Origin of the sequence: Bradyrhizobium sp. CCBAU 45394, assembly GCF_028128655.1 — a bacterium.
Taxonomy (GTDB): Bacteria; Pseudomonadota; Alphaproteobacteria; order Rhizobiales; family Xanthobacteraceae; genus Bradyrhizobium; species Bradyrhizobium diazoefficiens.
This window is the reverse complement of sequence record NZ_LBIX01000175.1, coordinates 406,775-423,808: the sequence shown is the minus strand read 5'-3', so window position 1 is coordinate 423,808 and position 17,034 is coordinate 406,775. Positions and strand designations below refer to the sequence as shown.

The window sequence follows — 17,034 nt, the reverse complement described above, 5'->3', positions numbered from 1 at the left end:
CGCAAGCAAAGCTTGCCTTGTCGGGAGCCGGCAGGAATAGTGACCGTCGCGGCGCCGACTGTCGCGGCGTCGTCGTCGATCGGTATCCGCCATTTGGCGTCAAGAGGTTCGAAAACAGGGACATTCCATGGGCAGGCTGGACGGAAAGGTCGCGGTGATTACGGGTGCGACGAGCGGGATCGGATTACGGACCGCTGAAGTCTTCGTTGCCGAAGGTGCCAAAATTGTGATCGCGGGGCGGCGCATACCGGAAGGCGAGGCGCTGGCGAAGCAGCTCGGGGCCAATTGCATCTTCCGCCAGACCGATGTGACGGTCGAAGCGCAGATGCAGGCGCTGATCGCGCTCGCGGTAGACAAATTCGGCCGGATCGATTGCCTATTCAACAATGCCGGCGGGCCGGCGCAGACCGGCGGCATCGAGGGCCTCGAGGTCGAGCGCTTCGACGCGGCGATGGCGACGCTGGTGCGCAGCGTCATGCTCGGCATGAAGCACGCCGCGCCCTACATGAAGAAGCAGGGGTCCGGCAGCATCATCAACAATGGCAGCATCGCTGGCCGGCTCGCCGGCTTCTCCTCGTCGGTGGTTTACGGCGCGGCCAAGGCGGCGGTGATCCATCTCACCAAATGCGTGGCGATGGAGCTCGGCGAGTCCAACGTCCGCGTCAACTCGATCTCGCCCGGCGCGATCGCGACCGGCATTTTCGGCAAGGCGCTTGGGCTGGCGACCGACGCCGCGGAGAAGACGCCGGCGGTGATGCGCGAAGTCTACAAGACCGCCCAGCCGATCCCGCGCGCCGGCATTCCCGACGACATCGCCCATGCCGCGGTGTTCCTGGCGAGCGACGAATCCAGCTTCATCAACGGCCACGACCTCGTCATCGACGGCGCCATCACCGGCGGCCGCAACTGGAGCCAGCAGCAGCAGGGCTACGTGGCGCTACGCAAGGCGTTCGATCAGGAGGCGTAAGGCGGCCCAGCTATTTGCTGTCATTCCGGGGCGCGCGAAGTGCGAACCCGGAATCTCGAGATTCCGGGTTCGCACTTCGTGCGCCCCGGAATGACGGTGTTTGTCATCACACCGCCTTCACCCGCACCTTCAACCCGTCCCGCGGCTTCGGGATCGGCCACATCTGCCAGTCCGGCTTGTAGCCCGGCTCCAGCGACACCTCGATGTTCTGCAGGAAGTGCCGGGCAAAGCATTTGGCCTGCATGTAGGCGAAGTGCAGGCCGAGGCACATATGCGCGCCGCCGCCGAACGGCACCCAGGCGAAGCGGTGGCGGTTGCGCTGGGCCTCCTCGGTGAAGCGCAGCGGATCGAAGCGGTCCGGCTCCGGCCAGATGTCCTTCATGTGATGCGTATAGAGCGGATTGACGCCGACCGCGGTGCCGGCGGGAATCCTGAAACCCTTGAAGGTGAAGTCGCGCATCGCGCGGCGCGGCATCGACGGCACCGGCGGCTTGATCCGCAGCGCTTCCTTGAACGCCATTTCGGACAGCGGCATCTTCTCGAGATCGTCGAAGCTGCTTGGCGCGCCCGGGGCGAGCCCGAGCGCCAGAACCTCGGCGCGCAGCCTGTCCTGCCAGTCCGGGTTTGCGGCGAGCTCGCCGATGAAGGAGGTCAGCGACGAGGTCAGCGTGTCGTGCGCCGCCATCATCAAAAAGCTCATGTGGTCGATGATGTCCTGCTCCGACAGCAGCGCACCGTCCTCATGGGTGGCGCGGCAGAGCTGCGAGAACAGATCATCGCCGCCGTGATTGCCGCGGCGGAGCGGAATCTGCTGGCGGAAATAGGCGACGATGCGCTTGCGGCCCGCGACACCGCGCGCCATCTGCGTGCCGGGCAGGGGACGGCGGATCGGCGCGACGGCGGCCGCGACCATGTCGATGAAGGCGCGGTTGATCTCGTCGACCTCCGGCCCGATATCGGCGCCGAGAAAGGACGCGGCGGCGAGATCGAGCGTGAGCTGCTTCATCGCCGGATAGAGCTGCATCTCGCCGGGCTTGGCCTTCCACTGCGCGACGCGCGCGGAAATGCCGCGGTCGAGATCGCTGAGATAGGATTTCATCGGTCCGGACTTGAACGCGACCGACAGCGCCTTGCGGTGCAGCCGGTGCTCGTCGAAATCGAGCAGCATCAATCCGCGCGGAAACAGCAGGCCGAGCACCTTGTTCCAGCCGTGCGTCGACGAGAACAGTTTTTGCTGGTCGAACATCACGAGCTCGTTCGCTTCGGGTCCGAGCAGCACGACATTGGTCTCGCCGAAGACATGGGTGCGGTAGACCGGGCCGTATTTGGCGCCGTTCGCCTCGATATGCCCCTTGGGGTCGGCCAGCACCTGGAAGGTCTTGCCGATGACCGGCCAGCCCTCGTCGCCCGGGATGTGCGTCAGCTCGTTACGCCTGGGGGCGGTGAACTGAAGCGCAGGGGCGGCCACATTCTGCATCGACATGACGAGTGCTCCGGTTGGCTGACCGAACGGACATCGCGCGACCGCGACTTTATTGCGGCCTGCGCCAGCTGACCGGGGCAGCATAGCACAGGCCGATATCGCTTGCTTGAGATCGTGGTTACACGTGTAACGCCAACGAGCCCTACCGCTTCGCCGCTTCCTTCTGCAGATCCGGGGCGTTGACGGCGGGAATGGCGACGCGGCCGGGTCCGGTGACCTTCAGCGCTTCGGCAGCCTTCTCGTTCTCCATGATCTTGGCCATCACGGCCTGGCCGGCGCGTTCGAAGATCGCGCGGTTCTCGATCACGAATTTTTGCGACTTGCGGAGGCCATCGATATAGCCGTTGATCTCCGGCACGACATAGCGCGCGACCAGGTCCCAGCTCCGGCGCGTGTTCTCCGGGTTGGCCCAGTCGTGCACGAAGCCGATCACGGCGCCGACGCCGCCGGAGACCTGCATCACGTTCTTGATCATTTTCACGAGGTCGTCGGGCGTGCCGATGACGGAGGCGGCGCCTTCGACGAAGGCGGTCTTGTCCACGGCTTCGTCGGGCGAGGTGAACGCGGTGAGGCCCGGCCGCTGCAAGGTGCCGACATTATATTCGTTGTGCCAGCGCATCAGGCCGGCGCCGGCCTCGCGGCGGGCCTGCTCGCGGGTCTCGGCGACGTGCCAGGTCAGGAGCACGCGCCAGTCGGCGCGATTCACCGTCGTGCCGTGCTTCCTGGCGGCATCCTCGGCGAACTGCCATTGCTGCTGGAGCGACATCAGGCCCTGTGTCGTCATCGAGCCCAGCGAGATGATGCCGATGCCGTATTTGCCGGCGAGCGTCATGCCGGAGGGCGAGATCTGCGAGGCGACCACGAACGGCATTTCCTCCTGCAAGGGCAGGAGCTGGAGCGCGGCATCGTTCATGGTGAACCAGTCGCTCCTGGCGGTGACGCGCTCGCCGTTGAACAGGCGGCGGATCACGCCGATCGCCTCGTCCTGGCGGTCGCGCTGCGTCATCGGGTCGATGCCGAGCGTGTGCGCGTCGGAGGCGAGCGCACCGGGACCGGAGCCGAAGATGGCGCGGCCGCCGGTCATGTGATCGAGCTGCACCATGCGCTGGGCGACGTTGAAGGGATGGTGATAGGGCAGCGACACCACGCCGGTACCGAGCCTGATCCGCTTGGTGCGCTCGCCGGCCGCGGCCAAAAACATCTCGGGCGAGGCGATCATCTCCCAGCCGGAGGAATGGTGCTCGCCGCACCAGAACTCGTCATAACCGAGCGCGTCGAGCTGCTCGACCAGGTCGAGGTCGCGCCGGAACTGGAGCATCGGATGCTCCCCGATCGGGTGATGCGGGGCAAGGAAGGCTCCGAACTTCAGGCGCGCCATGGCGTTCTCTCCGGCTGGATTTTTTGTTTGTTGAGACGGTGAGGCTACGTGCCCGATGGCGCGAACGCAATCGCGCGATGTCCCGCGCGGCGGAATGCAGGCATGCGCTCATCTTCTCCCTCTCCCCGCGGGGAGAGGCGAAGGAAGATCACCGCGTCATCCTGTTCCACGCATCCAGGCCGGCGATCTTGTACGCCTCCGCCAGTGTCGGGTAGTTGAACGTGTTCTGGATGAAATAGTCGATGCCGCCTTTGAGGTTGAGCACGGCCTGGCCGATATGGATCAGCTCGGTAGCGCCTTCGCCGAGGATGTGCACGCCGAGCAGGCGGCGCGTCTTGGTCGAGAAGATCATCTTCATCATGCCGCTGTTCAGCCCCATGATGTGGCCGCGCGAGGTCTCGCGGAAGCGGGCGATGCCGACCTCGTAGGGAATGCCGCGCGTGCGCACCTCTTCTTCGGTGAGGCCGGCGGTCGAGATCTCCGGCACCGAATAGATGCCGTAGGGAAAGAACTCCGGCGGCGCCAGGGGCTCCATGCCGAGCGCGTGACAGGCGGCGACGCGGCCCTGCTCCATCGAGGTCGAGGCGAGGCTCGGAAAGCCGATCACGTCACCGGCCGCGTAGATGTGGGGCACGCTGGTCTGCAATGTCACGGGATCGACCGTGATGCGCCCGCGATGATCGACGGCGATGCCGGCGGCCTCGAGGTTGATGCTCGAGAACCTCGACCTCGTGATCGAGGGTTTTCTGCAGCCGGGTCGTCAGGTCGCTTGCCGCGATATCCTGCTTCACCCGGTAGGAGCGGCCGTAGAAGCCACGCTCGCGCCAGCCGGACAGATTGAGCACGGTCTCGCGCAGGGTTTTGGAGGGAATGGTGCCGGTGTGGACGGAGACGCCGCCGACCCGCCGGCCCTTCTCCACCACCAGCACCGCCTTGCCGAGCTTGGCGCATTGCACTGCGGCCCGGCGCCCCGACGAGCCCGAGCCGATCACCACCATGTCGTAGTCGTACATCGGAAGACTTCCGAACCCCGCGAGACCAGCGGGAACCGACATGCAGCAATCGGGCCAAGGCGGCAAGAAGGCGGCAAGGCCTACCTCGGAGGTAATCGCGCCGATGACGCCGATCTGCGAGCATCGCGCGCAAATAAATTCCGGAAGGGCCGCGCGCCGATGCATCAAACCGTCACAAAGCAGATCGATTCGTCGCGCCGCTGGTGGGTGCTCGGCATCGTCGTCGCCGCCCAGTTCATGTTCGGCGTCGACGCCTTCATCGTGAACGTCGCCATTCCGACCATCGCCGTCGATCTGCACGCAACGCCGGCGCAGATCGAATCCGTCATCGCGATCTATCTGATCGCCTATGCCACGCTGGTCGTCACCGGCGGCAGGCTCGGCGACATCCACGGGACCAAGAACGTATTCCTGGCCGGCGTGCTCGGCTTCACCCTGACCTCGCTGTGGTGCGGGCTGGCGCAATCAGGCGCGGAGCTGATCATCGCGCGGCTGGCGCAGGGCGCCACCGCCGCGCTGATGGTGCCGCAGGTGCTGGCGACGCTGCATCTGTTGTTCACCGACGGCCAGCGCAACCGCGCCTTTGCCGTCTACGGCATTGTGCTCGGGCTTGCGGGCGCCGCGGGCTTCCTGCTCGGCGGGCTTCTCGTCACGCTCGATCTCGCCGGCACCGGCTGGCGCTCGGTGTTCTTCGTCAACGTTCCCAGCGGCCTCGTCATCGCCGGTGCCGCCTGGCGCATCATGCCGTCGGTGCCTCGCCGGGCCGGTACGAAGCTCGACATCAAGGGCAGTGTTGTGCTGTTCGCAGGGTTGTTGTGCCTGATCGGTCCGCTGCTGTTCGGGCACGATGTCGGCTGGGCGCCGTGGCTGTGGGCGGCGATGGCGATCGGCGGGGTGATCCTCGCGCTATTCCTGAAGCTCGAGCACGCAGTCGGGCGCGCCGGCGGCATGCCGCTGATCGATCTCACGCTGCTGGCGGATGCGGCGTTCCTGCGCGGCCTCGGCGCAGCCTTCTTTTTCTTCGTCGCCAATCTCTCGTTCTATCTCGTCATGACGCTGTTCATGCAGCGCGGCCTGAAGATCCCGCCGCTCGAAGCCGGCATGGCCTTCATTCCGCTCGCGTTCGCCTTCATCGTGGCCTCGCGTCACAGCGGTGTGCGGGCGCGCCATCGCGGCACCAAGGTGTTGATCGAGGGCTGCGCCCTTCAGATCGCGGGCCTCGCCGCGCTCGCGCTTGTTGTAGTCGATCTCGATGCGCCGACGCCGATCGGGCTTGCGCTCACCATGATCATCTTCGGCTACGGTCAGGGCCTGGTGATGGCGCCGCTGTCCGGCGCGGCGCTTTCCACCGTGAAGCCCGTCGCCGCAGGCTCGGCGTCCGGCATGTACGGCACCATTGCGCAGATCGGAAATGCGGCCGGAGTGGCCGCAATCGGCGCATTGTTCTTCGCGCTCGAAGCTCTGCAATCACCGCGCGCAGGATTTCTCGTCTCGCTCGCGCTGTTTGTGACATTAATAATGATCTGCGCCGCATTTCTGGCGTGGATGCGCCGCGCATCTGCACGAAGTTGAGGCATTGCGGTTAATGCGTGCGGTTTCTCCGTGAATTTCTGGTAATTGACAGCACACACACTTTTCATTTTGCAGTGCAGCAACTATCTGGTTTGGGTGGACGTTGAACGTCGCCTGCCAGGAGTTGCCGTGTCGCTTGCCAGAAATATCGATCTCTTGAGACGCCTGCCGAAGGTGGATGGTCTGCGCTTTGCCGACTTCGGCCGCAGCGCGGATGCGCCCGGTCCATTGCAAGAGGTTGCGGACTTCGGTGACAATCCCGGCAATCTTCGCATGTTCGCGTTCGCGCCGGCGCAGTTGCAGATGCCGCGCGCGCTCGTCGTCGTGCTGCATGGCTGCGGACAGACCGCAGCGGCTTACGATCTCGGCGCGGGCTGGTCGACGCTCGCACGGCACTACGGCTTCGCGCTGCTGATGCCCGAGCAGCAGCGCGTCAACAACGGTAACACCTGCTTCAACTGGTTCAATCCGGAAGACACTGCGCGCGACAGCGGCGAGGCGCGCTCGATCCGCGAGATGATCGCGCATATGATCAAGACGCACCGCATCGATCCCAGGCGCGTCTTCATCACCGGCCTCTCCGCCGGCGGCGGCATGACGTCCGTGATGCTCGCGACCTATCCGGAAGTCTTCGCGGCCGGCGCGGTGATCGCAGGCCTGCCCTATGGCATCGCCTCGAATTTGCGCGAGGCGCTGGACGGCATGTTCCATTCGCCGGCGCGTCCCGCGCGCGAGCTCGGCGATCTCGTGCGCAACGCTTCCGATTATCGCGGCCCCTGGCCGAAGATGTCGGTGTGGCACGGCAGTGCCGACCGCACCGTCAATCCCGGCAATGCCAACGAGATCGTCAAGCAGTGGCTCGACCTGCACGACCTGCCTGACGTGCCGATGGCCGAGACCAATGTCGACGGCTATCCGCGCCAGGCCTGGTGGAACAAGGACGGCGAGACGCTGGTCGAGTCCTACGCCATCACCGACATGGCGCACGGCACGCCGCTCGGGCTAGCCGACAACGACCAGCGCTATGGCGTCGAAGGCGCGTTCCTGATCGAGGCCGGCATCTCCTCGTCCTACCACATTGCAAAGTTCTTCGGCCTGACCGGCTGGATTCCGGACGCGGCGAAGAAGAAGGTGGAGGCAAAGCCTGGAGCGCCGAAGCCGGCGCTGACGCCAGCGCCGCATCTGGCCCGCTCGATCCGCGACGCGGTCGCCGAACCGCCGGCCGAGCCGAAGCGCGAGGACGCCCGCGGCTTCGACCTCGGCCAGATCATCACGCGCGCGCTCACCGCCGCGGGGTTGATGAAGTAGCTCAGCCCTCACGCGTCGTCCCGGATCTGCGCTTACGCTTGTCCGGGATGACAGCTCTGTTTGTGGCGACGCCGGTGCATCGCTGAATCGAGCTTACATCTCGCCGGTGATGAACGGATTGGTCATCCGCTCCTGGCCGATGCTCGAGCCGGCGCCATGGCCGCAAATGAAGCCGACATCGTCGCCGAGCGGCAACAGCTTGGTCTTGATCGAGCTGATCAGCGTGGCGTGACTGCCGCCGGGCAGGTCGGTGCGGCCGACGGAGCCTGCGAACAGGACGTCGCCGACATGGGCAAAACGTAATTCCTTGTTGAAGAACGCCACGCTGCCGGGCGAATGGCCGGGGCAGTGCAGAATGTCGAACTGCAAGCCGCCGATCGACACGGCGTCGCCCTCCTCTAACCAGCGGTCCGGCGCGAAGTTGCGCACCCCGGTCATGCCGAAGCGCGCGCCGCTCTCCACCACGTTGTCGAGCAGGAACTTGTCGGCTTGATGCGGTCCCTCGATCGGCACCTTCAGCGCATCGCGCAATTCCGCGGCGCCGCCGACATGGTCGATATGGCCGTGCGTCAGCCAGATCTTCTCCACGGTGACGCCGGTCTGCTTGATCGCGTCCAAAATCTTCGGCACGTCCCCGCCGGGGTCGATCACCACGGCCTTCTTGCCGGGTTCGTCCCAGATGATGGTGCAGTTCTGCTCGAACAGCGTCACGGGGACGATGATCGCGCCGGCCTTGGCTTGCGAGGACTCTTGCGAGGATCCTTGGGTATCATTTTGCTCGGTCATGGCGCCACAATGCCGATTTTTGCCATGCCGCCAAGCAAAAGATTCGTGGCCCGGCCCCGGAACAGCCGCCTCGGCCGTCACACGGCCGTCCCAATTGGCCTGCTGGTTTGAACCGGGGCGTTGCTTCCGCGTTCTCTCGCGCGAGGCGGATTTTCGGGTGGGTTCTCCGACATGGCACAGGGCGAGGTGAATTGGTGGCGCGACGGCATCTTCTACCAGGTCTATCCGCGCTCGTTTCAGGACAGCGACGGTGACGGCGTCGGCGATCTCGCCGGCATCTTGCGGCGGCTGCCTTATGTGAAGTCGCTCGGCGTCGACGCGATCTGGCTGTCGCCGATCTTCCCCTCGCCGATGGCCGATTTCGGCTACGACATTTCCGACCATACCGGCATCGATCCGCTGTTCGGCACGATGGCGGATTTCGACGCGCTGCTCACGGCCGCGCATGAGCATGGTCTCAAGCTGATCCTCGACCTCGTGCCCAACCACACCTCGGACCAGCATCCCTGGTTTGTCGAGAGCCGGTCCTCGCGCGACAATCCCAAGCGCGACTGGTACGTCTGGCGCGATCCGGCGCCCGATGGCGGCGTGCCGAACAACTGGCTGTCCGAGTTCGGCGGCAGCGCGTGGCAGTTCGACGAGACGACGGGTCAATATTACTATCACGCCTTCCTCGCCCAGCAGCCGGACCTCAACTGGCGCAACCCGGACGTCCGCGCGGCGATCTACGACGCGATGCGGTTCTGGCTGGACAAGGGCGTCGACGGCTTTCGCGTCGACGTGATCTGGCACCTGATCAAGGACGCCGAATTCCGCGACAATCCGCCCAATCCTCACTACGTCGAGGGCCGTCCGCCGAACGAGAAGATACTCACGCAATATTCCACCGACCAGCCGGAGGTGCACGACGTCATCGCCGAGATGCGCCGCGTCACCGATGCCTATCGCGCCCGCGTGCTGATCGGCGAGATCTATCTGCCGCTGCACCGGCTGATGGCCTATTACGGCAACGACCTCACCGGCGCGCAGATGCCGTTCAACTTCGCGCTGCTCTCGACGTTCTGGAGCGCGCGCTCGATCGAGACGATCATCGACGACTACGAGAAGGCGCTGCCGAAAGGCGCCTGGCCGAACTGGGTGCTTGGCAATCACGACCGCCCGCGCGTCGCCAGCCGCGTCGGGCCCGAGCAGGCCCGCGTCGCCGCCATGCTGCTGCTGACGCTGCGCGGCACGCCGACGCTCTATTACGGCGACGAGATCGGCATGCATCAGCTCGCGATCGCGCCCGAGGATGTGCGCGATCCCTTCGAGAAGAACGTGCCCGGCATCGGCGTCGGCCGCGACGGTTGCCGCACGCCGATGCAGTGGGATTCCTCGAACTTCGCCGGCTTCTCGAACGTCAGGCCGTGGCTGCCGCTGCCTGAGGATCATATCCACGAAAATGTCGTCAATCTCGAAGCCGACACGCGCTCGATCCTCAGCCTGTACAGGCGACTCATCGTGCTGCGAAAGAGCAGCCCGCCCCTGGTGGCCGGCAACTATCATCCGATCGCGGCGCAGGGCGATCTCCTGATCTACCGCCGCGAGGCCGAGGGCAGGGCGGTGATCGTGGCCCTCAATCTCGGCCCCGACCCGATCGCCGTCACCACCAGCGCGATCCGCTTCGGCAGCGAGATCCTGCTGTCGACGTTCCTGGATCGTGAGGGTGAGCGGCTGGAAGGGGTGCTGGATCTGCGCGGCAATGAGGGCGTGATCGTCGCGCCGCCCTAAAAAGTAGGGCGAGGCGATAGCGTCATTCTCCAACGTCGTCCTGGACAAGCGAAGCGCAGATCCAGGACCCATTACCACAGGACGCAGTGTGGCGGAGGCTGGTGGTTATCAGCTCGCGCGCCAACGACCTCTTGGGGTAATGGGTCCTGGCTTTCGCCAGGACGACGCTGTGGCGCTACCCCGGATGCTTGTTACCCGCAGTATCCCCGTCGATATCACTCCGCTTCAGCAAATAATCCAACCCGCCGACCCGATACCAGCGATAGCCATACGGCTCCAGGACGACGCGGTGCTGGCCGCGCTTGTCGGCGTGGCTGTGGTCTTCCGCGAGCAGATTGATCAGGTGCGCGCCGGCATCATCAGGCAGCCCCGTCGAGAACGCGATCTCGCGTGGCTTCTCATCGAGATTGTGCACGAACAGCACCGAATTGTTGCGCCAGTCATAGCGCATGATGAAGACGGCCGGATCACGCGTCGCAATGATCGCGAAATCGCCCCAGCCGATCTCCGGCACCTCCTTGCGCATGCGGACGATGCGTTCGGTCCAGTTCAGCATGGAATTGGCATCGCGCCGCTGCTTGGCGACGTTGACGTGCGGAAAGCCATAAGGGCCCTTGTCGATGACTGGACAGGCCGGCTTGTCGTTCTTGGTGAAGCCGCCATGCGGCTCGGTCGACCATTGCATCGGCGTGCGCGCGCAATTGCGCTCCGGCAATGAGAGATCGTCGCCCATCCCGATCTCGTCGCCATAGCGGATCACGGGCGTTCCCGGCAGCGTGCACATCAGGCTGTAGGCAAGCTCGAGCCGCCTGCGGTCGCCGCCGAGCATCGGCGCGAGGCGGCGGCGAATGCCGCGGTCGTAGAGCTGCATGTCCTTGTCGGGGCCGAAGCTCTTGAACACGGTGTCGCGCTGCGCCGGAGTCAAGCGCCCGAGATCGAGCTCGTCGTGGTTGCGCAGGAACAGGCCCCATTGCGCCGAGGCCGGCCGCGGCTTGGTCGCCTTCAGCGCCTTTGCCAGCGGTCGCGAGTCGGCCGACGCCAGCGCATAGAACAGATGCTGGTTGACGTGGAAGTTGAACATCATGTGCATGCGGTCGGCATCGCGGCCGAAATATTCCATGTCGGTTTCCGGCAGCACATTGGCTTCGGCGAGGATGATGGCGTCACCCTGGCGCCATTGCAGGAATTCGCGGAACGCGCGCAGCATGTCGTATTGCTCGACCGGCTTCTTCACCTTGGCGCCCTTGGTCGCAATCACGAAGGGCACGGCGTCCATGCGGAATCCGGAGACGCCGAGCTGGATCCAGAAGCCCATGATCTTCAAAATCTCGGCCTGCACGTGCGGGTTCGAGGTGTTGAGGTCGGGCTGGAAATCGTAGAAGCGATGAAAATACCAGGCGCCGGCGTCCTTGTCGCGCGTCCAGGTCGATTTCTGCACGCCGGGAAACACCATGCCCTTGTTGGCATTGGCGGGCTTTGTGTCGGACCAGACGTACCAGTCGCGATAGGGCGAGTTCTTGTCGCGCCGCGCTTCCTTGAACCAGCGATGCTGGTCCGAGGTGTGGTTGACGACGAGGTCGATGATGATGCGGATGCCGCGCTGCTTGCAGCCATGGGCGAATTCGACGAAGTCGCCGAGCGTGCCGTAGCGGGAATCGACGCTGTAATAGTCGGCGATGTCGTAGCCGTCGTCGCGGCCGGGCGAGGTCTGGAACGGCATCAGCCAGATCGTGGTTATGCCGAGGCCGTGCAGATAGTCGAGCCGCCGCAGCAGGCCCTTGAAGTCGCCGACGCCGTCGCCGTCGGCATCCATATAGGTGCCGACGGACAGGCAGTAGATCACGCCGTTCTTGTACCAGAGATCGTCGATCATGCGCGAGCGGCCTCACAGGTCCCGCCGGGGTGCGGCGGCTGCGTGATAAGTGCGAGGGCAGGGGGAGGTTCCTGCCCGGCCGTCGTCCCGGGGCGCGCGAAGCGCGAGCCCGGGACCCACAGCCACAGGGAGTAGTTTTGCGAAGACCGGGAGTTACCCGTCCTGCGCCACAACCGCTCCCCGTGGTTATGGATTCCGGGCTCGCGCCAATTGGCGCGCCCCCGGAATGACGGGTGGAATGGAATCGGCTATCCTCATCCCATGGACAGCAGCGCCCGCAACATCGCCCTCGTGCCGCCGCCGGACCGCCGCCAATCCGAGACGGCGCTGGCGATCGCGCGCGGCACGGCGCGGCTGCTGCGCTCGCTCGGATTTTCCTGCATCAGCGAACTGCCGCTGCCGTCGGGCCGGCGCGCCGATCTGGTGGCGCTGAACGAGCGCGGCGAGATCTGGATCGTCGAGATCAAGTCGTCGGTCGAGGATCTGCGCGCGGATCAGAAATGGCACGAATACCGCGCCCACTGCGACCGGCTGTTCTTCGCCTTCACGCAGGACCTGCCGTGCGAGATCTTTCCGCAAGGCACCGGCCTCATCATCGCCGACGCCTATGGCGCGCATCTGCATTGCGAGGCGCCCGAGCACAAGATCGCGGCCGCCACGCGCAAGCAGATGACGGTGCGTTTTGCGATGGCGGCGGCTTTGCGGATCAACCGGCTGGTCGATCCGCAGGGGCACGCGGATTTCTGGGAATGAGTCCGTAGGATGGGTAGAGCGAAGCGAAACCCATCACTTTCGGTCAGGTAAGCAAGGCGGTCAGGTCAGCAAGGAAGGTGGGTTTCGCTTCGCTCTCCCCACCCTACGAAACCGTTACCGCGGCGCGCGCTTGGCCAAAATGCGCTGCAACGTCCGGCGGTGCATGTTGAGCCGCCGCGCCGTTTCCGAGACGTTGCGGTTGCACATCTCGTAGATGCGCTGGATGTGTTCCCAGCGGACGCGATCGGCGGACATCGGGTTGGTCGGCAGCTCGGATTTCTCTGCGCTGGTCGACAGCAGCGCGGCGACGACGTCGTCGGCATCGGCCGGCTTGGAGAGATAATCGATCGCGCCCATCTTCACCGCGGTCACCGCGGTGGCGATGTTGCCATAGCCGGTCAGCACGATCGCGCGTGCATCCGGGCGCTTCTTCTTCAGCGCCGAGACCACGTCGAGGCCGTTGCCGTCCCCGAGGCGCAAATCAACCACGGCGAATGCCGGCGCCGCCTTGCCGATCTGCGCGAGACCGTCCGAGACGGTGTCGCACGATGTCACCGCAAAGCCGCGCGTCTCCATCGCGCGCGACAAGCGCTCCAGAAACGGCTTGTCGTCCTCCACGATGAGAAGCGAGCGGTCGGTCTGTTCGTTCAGTTCGGCGATGGCGTTCAAGGTTTCGTCCTCTCTCTGCACATCCACATATGGCGTCGCAAACGGGCGGCGCCAAGGCCGCCAATAGTCGATCAGCCGGCCTGTGCGACGCAAGGTCGCGGTCTATCCTATTGTTTCTTCAAGCGTCTCGATAGCCTCAAAACGCTGTCGCGGCCACGTTATCTGGACCACCGCGCCGTGTTCCGGAAAGATCCGGTTGGTAAACGAGACCTTGGCGCCGGTGCGTTCGAGCAGGGTGCGCGCGATGAACACGCCAAGCCCGAGGCCGCGCCGTTCGCCGCCGGCGTCATCCGGGGTGCGCCGCCGCGACAGATAGGGCTCGCCGATCCGGTTAAGGATATCGGGCGGAATGCCGGGGCCGTCGTCGGAGATCAGGAGCTCGATCGTGTCCTTGTTCCACCACGCGTTCACCTCGACGGTGGTGTGGGCGAAATCGACTGCGTTCTCGACGATGTTGCCGACGCCGTAGAGGATCGCCGGGTTGCGCGAGCCGACCGGCTCGGCGAAGGCGGCCACCGCGATCCGCACCTTGATGTCGACGCCGAAATCGCGGTGCGGGGCCACCACTTCCTCGATCAGCTCCGACAGCTTCATGCGGTCGAACGGCGCTCCGGTGGAGGAGAGCTGGGTGATCTTGCTGAGGATGTCGCGGCAACGCTGGGTCTGCTCGCGCAGGGTTTTCAAATCGGCGGCAAAGATCGGGTCCTTCACCGTCTTTTCCAGCTCGCGCGAGATCAGGAAGATCGTCGCGAGCGGCGTGCCGAGCTCGTGCGCGGCCGCGGCGGCGAGGCCGTCGAGCTGGGTCAGATGCTGCTCGCGCGTCAGCACCAGTTCGGTCGCGGCGAGCGCATCCGCAAGCTTGCGCGCCTCCTCGGTGACCTGGAACGAGTAAAGGCTGGTGACGCCGATCGCGAGCACGATCGAGAGCCAGACGCCGACGAGATAGATCGGCGGCAGCACCAGCGGATCGTCGGAATCCCAGGGCAGCGGCAGGTGGAAGAAGAACAGGACCGAGGCGCAGGCGACCGCCAGCACGCCAAGCCCGAAGGTGAAGCGGGCCGGCAGCGCGGTTGCCGAGATCAGCACCGGTGCGAGGAACAGGAACGAGAACGGGTTCTGGAGCCCGCCGGTGAAGAACAACAGGCCGGCCAGCTCCACGATGTTCAGCGCAAGCAGTCCGGCCGCCTGCATCGGCTCCAGCCGCTGCAGCGGATTGGACACGGTCTGGAGCGCCAGATTGAGCGAGGCCGACAGGGCGATGATGCTGACGCAGGGGACGATCTCGACGTTGAACTCCAGCCCCTGCGCCACGATGAAGATCGCGGCGAGCTGGCCGAGCACCGCGAGCCAGCGCAGCCGCAGGATGGTGTCCAGGCGGATATGCCGCTGCGCGGGGCGGAAGTCGGAAGCGGCAATTTCGGTCATGTCGGCCAATGTGGCGGTGCCTTCTGGTCACGAACGCGCGGCTGGTGGAACCACCCGGATTACAAGCCTTGCGCTGTCAGCTGCAATAGCAGAAGAACGGCTCAGCATGACCGGGAACGACAAAGCTTCAAGTCCGCCGACTGTCGCGGAGCGCAGCTCCTCTGCGGCAATTGCGGTCGATCACCTCGTCAAGGTCTACAAGCAGACCCGCGCCGTCGACGATATCTCCTTTTCGCTGCCGCGCGGCAGCATCACCGGGCTCCTGGGCGGCAACGGCGCCGGCAAGACCACGACCATCGCGATGATCATGGGCCTGGTGCTGCCGACCTCCGGCCGCGTGCAGGTGCTCGGGCATAAGATGCCCGAGGAGAGCGCTTCCGTGCTGGGGCGGATGAATTTCGAAAGCCCCTATGTCGACATGCCGATGCGGCTCACGGTGCGGCAGAACCTCACCATCTTCGGCAAGCTCTATGCGGTGAAGAATCTCGCCGACCGCATCGCCAGGCTCGCCGACGATCTCGACCTCACCGAATTCATCGACCGTGCCAACGGCAAGCTCTCCGCCGGCCAGAAGACCCGCGTCGCGCTGGCGAAAGCGCTGATCAACCAGCCCGAGCTGCTGCTCCTGGACGAGCCGACCGCCTCGCTCGACCCTGACACCGCCGATTGGGTGCGAGGCCATCTGGAGCGCTATCGCAAGGAGAACAACGCCACCATCCTCTTGGCCTCGCACAACATGCTCGAGGTCGAGCGTCTGTGCGACCGCGTCATCATCATGAAGCGCGGCCCCATCGAGGATGACGACACGCCGGAGGCCATCATGGCCCGCTACAACCGCACTACGCTGGAGGAGGTGTTCCTGGACGTCGCGCGCGGCCGGGTGAACGGCGAGAAGGAGGCGGCGCGATGAGGGAGTCCCGATTTTTCGGTCCTAGCCCGGATGGATCCCGTCATCCCGGGGCGCGACATAGTCGCGAGCCCGGGATCCATAACCACAGGATTGAATTTGGCGAAGACTCGGGGTTGCCGGCCTCGTCCCACAATCGCCGCCTGTGGTTATGGATTCTCAGATGCGCAATTGCGCATCATAGCTCGCGCTCCGCGCGCCCCGGAATGACGAAGCTTCATCCGGGCTACGCGGTGCAGCCATGACCGAGCTCTCCCTCCATCGCGGCATCTCCATGCAGCGCATCGGCGCGATGATCCTGCGCTACTGGTACCTGTTGATGTCGTCCTGGCCGCGGCTGCTCGAGCTGCTCTACTGGCCTGCGCTCCAAGTCATCACCTGGGGCTTCCTGCAGCTCTACATCGCGCAAAACGCCAATTTCTTCGCGCGCGCCGGCGGCACGCTGATCGGCGCCGTCATCCTCTGGGACATCCTGTTCCGCGGCCAGCTCGGCTTCTCCATCTCCTTCCTGGAGGAGATGTGGGCGCGCAACCTCGGCAACCTCATGATGAGCCCCCTGAAGCCGATCGAGTTTCTGCTGTCGCTGATGATCATGAGCCTGATCCGGCTCGCGATCGGCGTGATCCCGATGACGCTGCTCGCGCTGTTCCTGTTTCACTTCAACGTCTACGCCCTCGGCCTGCCGCTGATCGCGTTCTTCTGCAATCTGATCTTCACCAGCTGGTCGGTCGGCATCTTCGTGTCGGGACTCGTGCTGCGAAACGGTCTCGGCGCCGAGAGCATCGTCTGGACCCTGATGTTCGCGATCATGCCGCTCGCCTGCATCTACTATCCGGTCAGCGTGCTGCCGGGCTGGCTGCAAGTTGTCGCCTGGACGCTGCCGCCGACCTACGTTTTCGAGGGGATGCGGGCGCTCTTGATCGAGAACACCTTCCGCACCGACCTGATGCTGGAGGCGCTGGCCATCAATTTAGGGCTGCTGATTGCATCTTTTTGGGCATTCCTTGCCCTTTTGCGCAGCGCCAGGAAGAACGGCTCGCTGCTGTCCAGCGGCGAATAGTTTCACTTTCCCGTGGATTCAGGCTGATTTAACCGTCTTTGCCACGTAGATGTACGGGGACGGTGCATTG

The 17,034-nt window shown here is 64.9% G+C and carries 13 protein-coding genes and 1 pseudogene; 7 read left to right on the top strand and 7 right to left on the bottom strand.

What is annotated here, in order from left to right:
* Window positions 1-127 precede the first annotated feature (127 nt).
* Window positions 128-967 carry an SDR family NAD(P)-dependent oxidoreductase gene (locus tag WN73_RS37190; RefSeq protein WP_028172587.1) on the top strand — a complete coding sequence of 280 codons (840 nt, stop codon included), beginning with the start codon at window positions 128-130 and terminating at the stop codon, window positions 965-967.
* A 106-nt stretch (window positions 968-1,073) separates the two neighbouring features.
* On the opposite strand, the gene WN73_RS37185 is transcribed toward WN73_RS37190, so the two are convergent.
* The 3 genes and pseudogenes from WN73_RS37185 to WN73_RS37175 form a co-directional block, all read right to left on the bottom strand.
* A complete protein-coding gene (locus tag WN73_RS37185) occupies window positions 1,074-2,450 on the bottom strand; it encodes a cytochrome P450 (RefSeq protein WP_028172588.1) in 1,377 nt (458 codons plus the stop codon).
* A gap of 142 nt (window positions 2,451-2,592) precedes the next feature.
* Window positions 2,593-3,828: an LLM class flavin-dependent oxidoreductase gene (locus WN73_RS37180; RefSeq protein WP_011083717.1), complete on the bottom strand. Its 1,236-nt coding sequence runs from the start codon at window positions 3,826-3,828 to the stop codon at window positions 2,593-2,595.
* A gap of 148 nt (window positions 3,829-3,976) precedes the next feature.
* Window positions 3,977-4,841, bottom strand: a pseudogene (locus WN73_RS37175) (FAD-dependent oxidoreductase).
* Window positions 4,842-5,000: 159 nt separating this feature from the next.
* Between WN73_RS37175 and WN73_RS37170 the strand changes: the two are divergent.
* Window positions 5,001-6,413: an MFS transporter gene (locus tag WN73_RS37170; protein WP_271557206.1), complete on the top strand. Its 1,413-nt coding sequence runs from the start codon at window positions 5,001-5,003 to the stop codon at window positions 6,411-6,413.
* A 129-nt stretch (window positions 6,414-6,542) separates the two neighbouring features.
* On the top strand, window positions 6,543-7,721 hold the full coding sequence (locus tag WN73_RS37165; RefSeq protein ID WP_271557205.1) for an extracellular catalytic domain type 1 short-chain-length polyhydroxyalkanoate depolymerase: 1,179 nt from the start codon (window positions 6,543-6,545) through the stop codon (window positions 7,719-7,721).
* A gap of 93 nt (window positions 7,722-7,814) precedes the next feature.
* Here the strand turns inward: WN73_RS37165 and WN73_RS37160 are convergent, their stop codons facing one another.
* The gene (locus WN73_RS37160) at window positions 7,815-8,507 is read right to left on the bottom strand and encodes an MBL fold metallo-hydrolase (RefSeq protein WP_161532908.1); all 693 of its coding nucleotides are present in this window, start codon (window positions 8,505-8,507) and stop codon (window positions 7,815-7,817) included.
* Between the two features lie 171 nt (window positions 8,508-8,678).
* On the opposite strand from WN73_RS37160, the gene WN73_RS37155 reads away from it, so the two are divergent.
* Window positions 8,679-10,277 carry an alpha-amylase family glycosyl hydrolase gene (locus WN73_RS37155; RefSeq protein ID WP_271557204.1) on the top strand — a complete coding sequence of 533 codons (1,599 nt, stop codon included), beginning with the start codon at window positions 8,679-8,681 and terminating at the stop codon, window positions 10,275-10,277.
* 175 nt (window positions 10,278-10,452) lie between these two features.
* Here the strand turns inward: WN73_RS37155 and WN73_RS37150 are convergent, their stop codons facing one another.
* Window positions 10,453-12,150, bottom strand: a complete 1,698-nt coding sequence (locus WN73_RS37150; protein ID WP_271557203.1) for an alpha-amylase family protein — start codon at window positions 12,148-12,150, stop codon at window positions 10,453-10,455.
* Between the two features lie 261 nt (window positions 12,151-12,411).
* Here WN73_RS37150 and WN73_RS37145 point away from each other — a divergent pair, with 261 nt between their 5' ends.
* Window positions 12,412-12,903 (top strand): MmcB family DNA repair protein, encoded by a 492-nt coding sequence (locus WN73_RS37145; RefSeq protein WP_011083725.1) that lies wholly within the window; start codon window positions 12,412-12,414, stop codon window positions 12,901-12,903.
* 114 nt (window positions 12,904-13,017) lie between these two features.
* Here the strand turns inward: WN73_RS37145 and WN73_RS37140 are convergent, their stop codons facing one another.
* Both WN73_RS37140 and WN73_RS37135 read right to left on the bottom strand, forming a co-directional pair.
* Window positions 13,018-13,572: an ActR/PrrA/RegA family redox response regulator transcription factor gene (locus WN73_RS37140; RefSeq protein WP_008141807.1), complete on the bottom strand. Its 555-nt coding sequence runs from the start codon at window positions 13,570-13,572 to the stop codon at window positions 13,018-13,020.
* Window positions 13,573-13,674: 102 nt separating this feature from the next.
* Entirely contained in the window at window positions 13,675-14,997 is a 1,323-nt protein-coding gene (locus WN73_RS37135) for an ActS/PrrB/RegB family redox-sensitive histidine kinase (protein WP_011083727.1), read from the bottom strand.
* A gap of 106 nt (window positions 14,998-15,103) precedes the next feature.
* Here WN73_RS37135 and WN73_RS37130 point away from each other — a divergent pair, with 106 nt between their 5' ends.
* Window positions 15,104-15,907, top strand: coding sequence for an ABC transporter ATP-binding protein (locus WN73_RS37130; RefSeq protein WP_271557202.1), 804 nt, complete (start codon window positions 15,104-15,106; stop codon window positions 15,905-15,907).
* Between the two features lie 238 nt (window positions 15,908-16,145).
* Complete coding sequence (locus WN73_RS37125) at window positions 16,146-16,964, top strand: ABC transporter permease (protein ID WP_271557201.1); 819 nt, start codon at window positions 16,146-16,148, stop codon at window positions 16,962-16,964.
* Window positions 16,965-17,034 lie beyond the last annotated feature (70 nt).

What these genes read in the sequence shown, in the direction of transcription:
- WN73_RS37155 (WP_271557204.1), top strand. Translation starts at nt 8,679, where the DNA reads ATGGCACAGGGCGAGGTGAATTGGTGGCGCGACGGCATCTTCTACCAG.
- WN73_RS37185 (WP_028172588.1), bottom strand. Translation starts at nt 2,450, where the DNA reads ATGTCGATGCAGAATGTGGCCGCCCCTGCGCTTCAGTTCACCGCCCCC.
- WN73_RS37160 (WP_161532908.1), bottom strand. Translation starts at nt 8,507, where the DNA reads ATGACCGAGCAAAATGATACCCAAGGATCCTCGCAAGAGTCCTCGCAA.
- WN73_RS37145 (WP_011083725.1), top strand. Translation starts at nt 12,412, where the DNA reads ATGGACAGCAGCGCCCGCAACATCGCCCTCGTGCCGCCGCCGGACCGC.
- WN73_RS37150 (WP_271557203.1), bottom strand. Translation starts at nt 12,150, where the DNA reads ATGATCGACGATCTCTGGTACAAGAACGGCGTGATCTACTGCCTGTCC.
- WN73_RS37180 (WP_011083717.1), bottom strand. Translation starts at nt 3,828, where the DNA reads ATGGCGCGCCTGAAGTTCGGAGCCTTCCTTGCCCCGCATCACCCGATC.
- WN73_RS37170 (WP_271557206.1), top strand. Translation starts at nt 5,001, where the DNA reads ATGCATCAAACCGTCACAAAGCAGATCGATTCGTCGCGCCGCTGGTGG.
- WN73_RS37190 (WP_028172587.1), top strand. Translation starts at nt 128, where the DNA reads ATGGGCAGGCTGGACGGAAAGGTCGCGGTGATTACGGGTGCGACGAGC.
- WN73_RS37130 (WP_271557202.1), top strand. Translation starts at nt 15,104, where the DNA reads ATGACCGGGAACGACAAAGCTTCAAGTCCGCCGACTGTCGCGGAGCGC.
- WN73_RS37135 (WP_011083727.1), bottom strand. Translation starts at nt 14,997, where the DNA reads ATGACCGAAATTGCCGCTTCCGACTTCCGCCCCGCGCAGCGGCATATC.
- WN73_RS37125 (WP_271557201.1), top strand. Translation starts at nt 16,146, where the DNA reads ATGACCGAGCTCTCCCTCCATCGCGGCATCTCCATGCAGCGCATCGGC.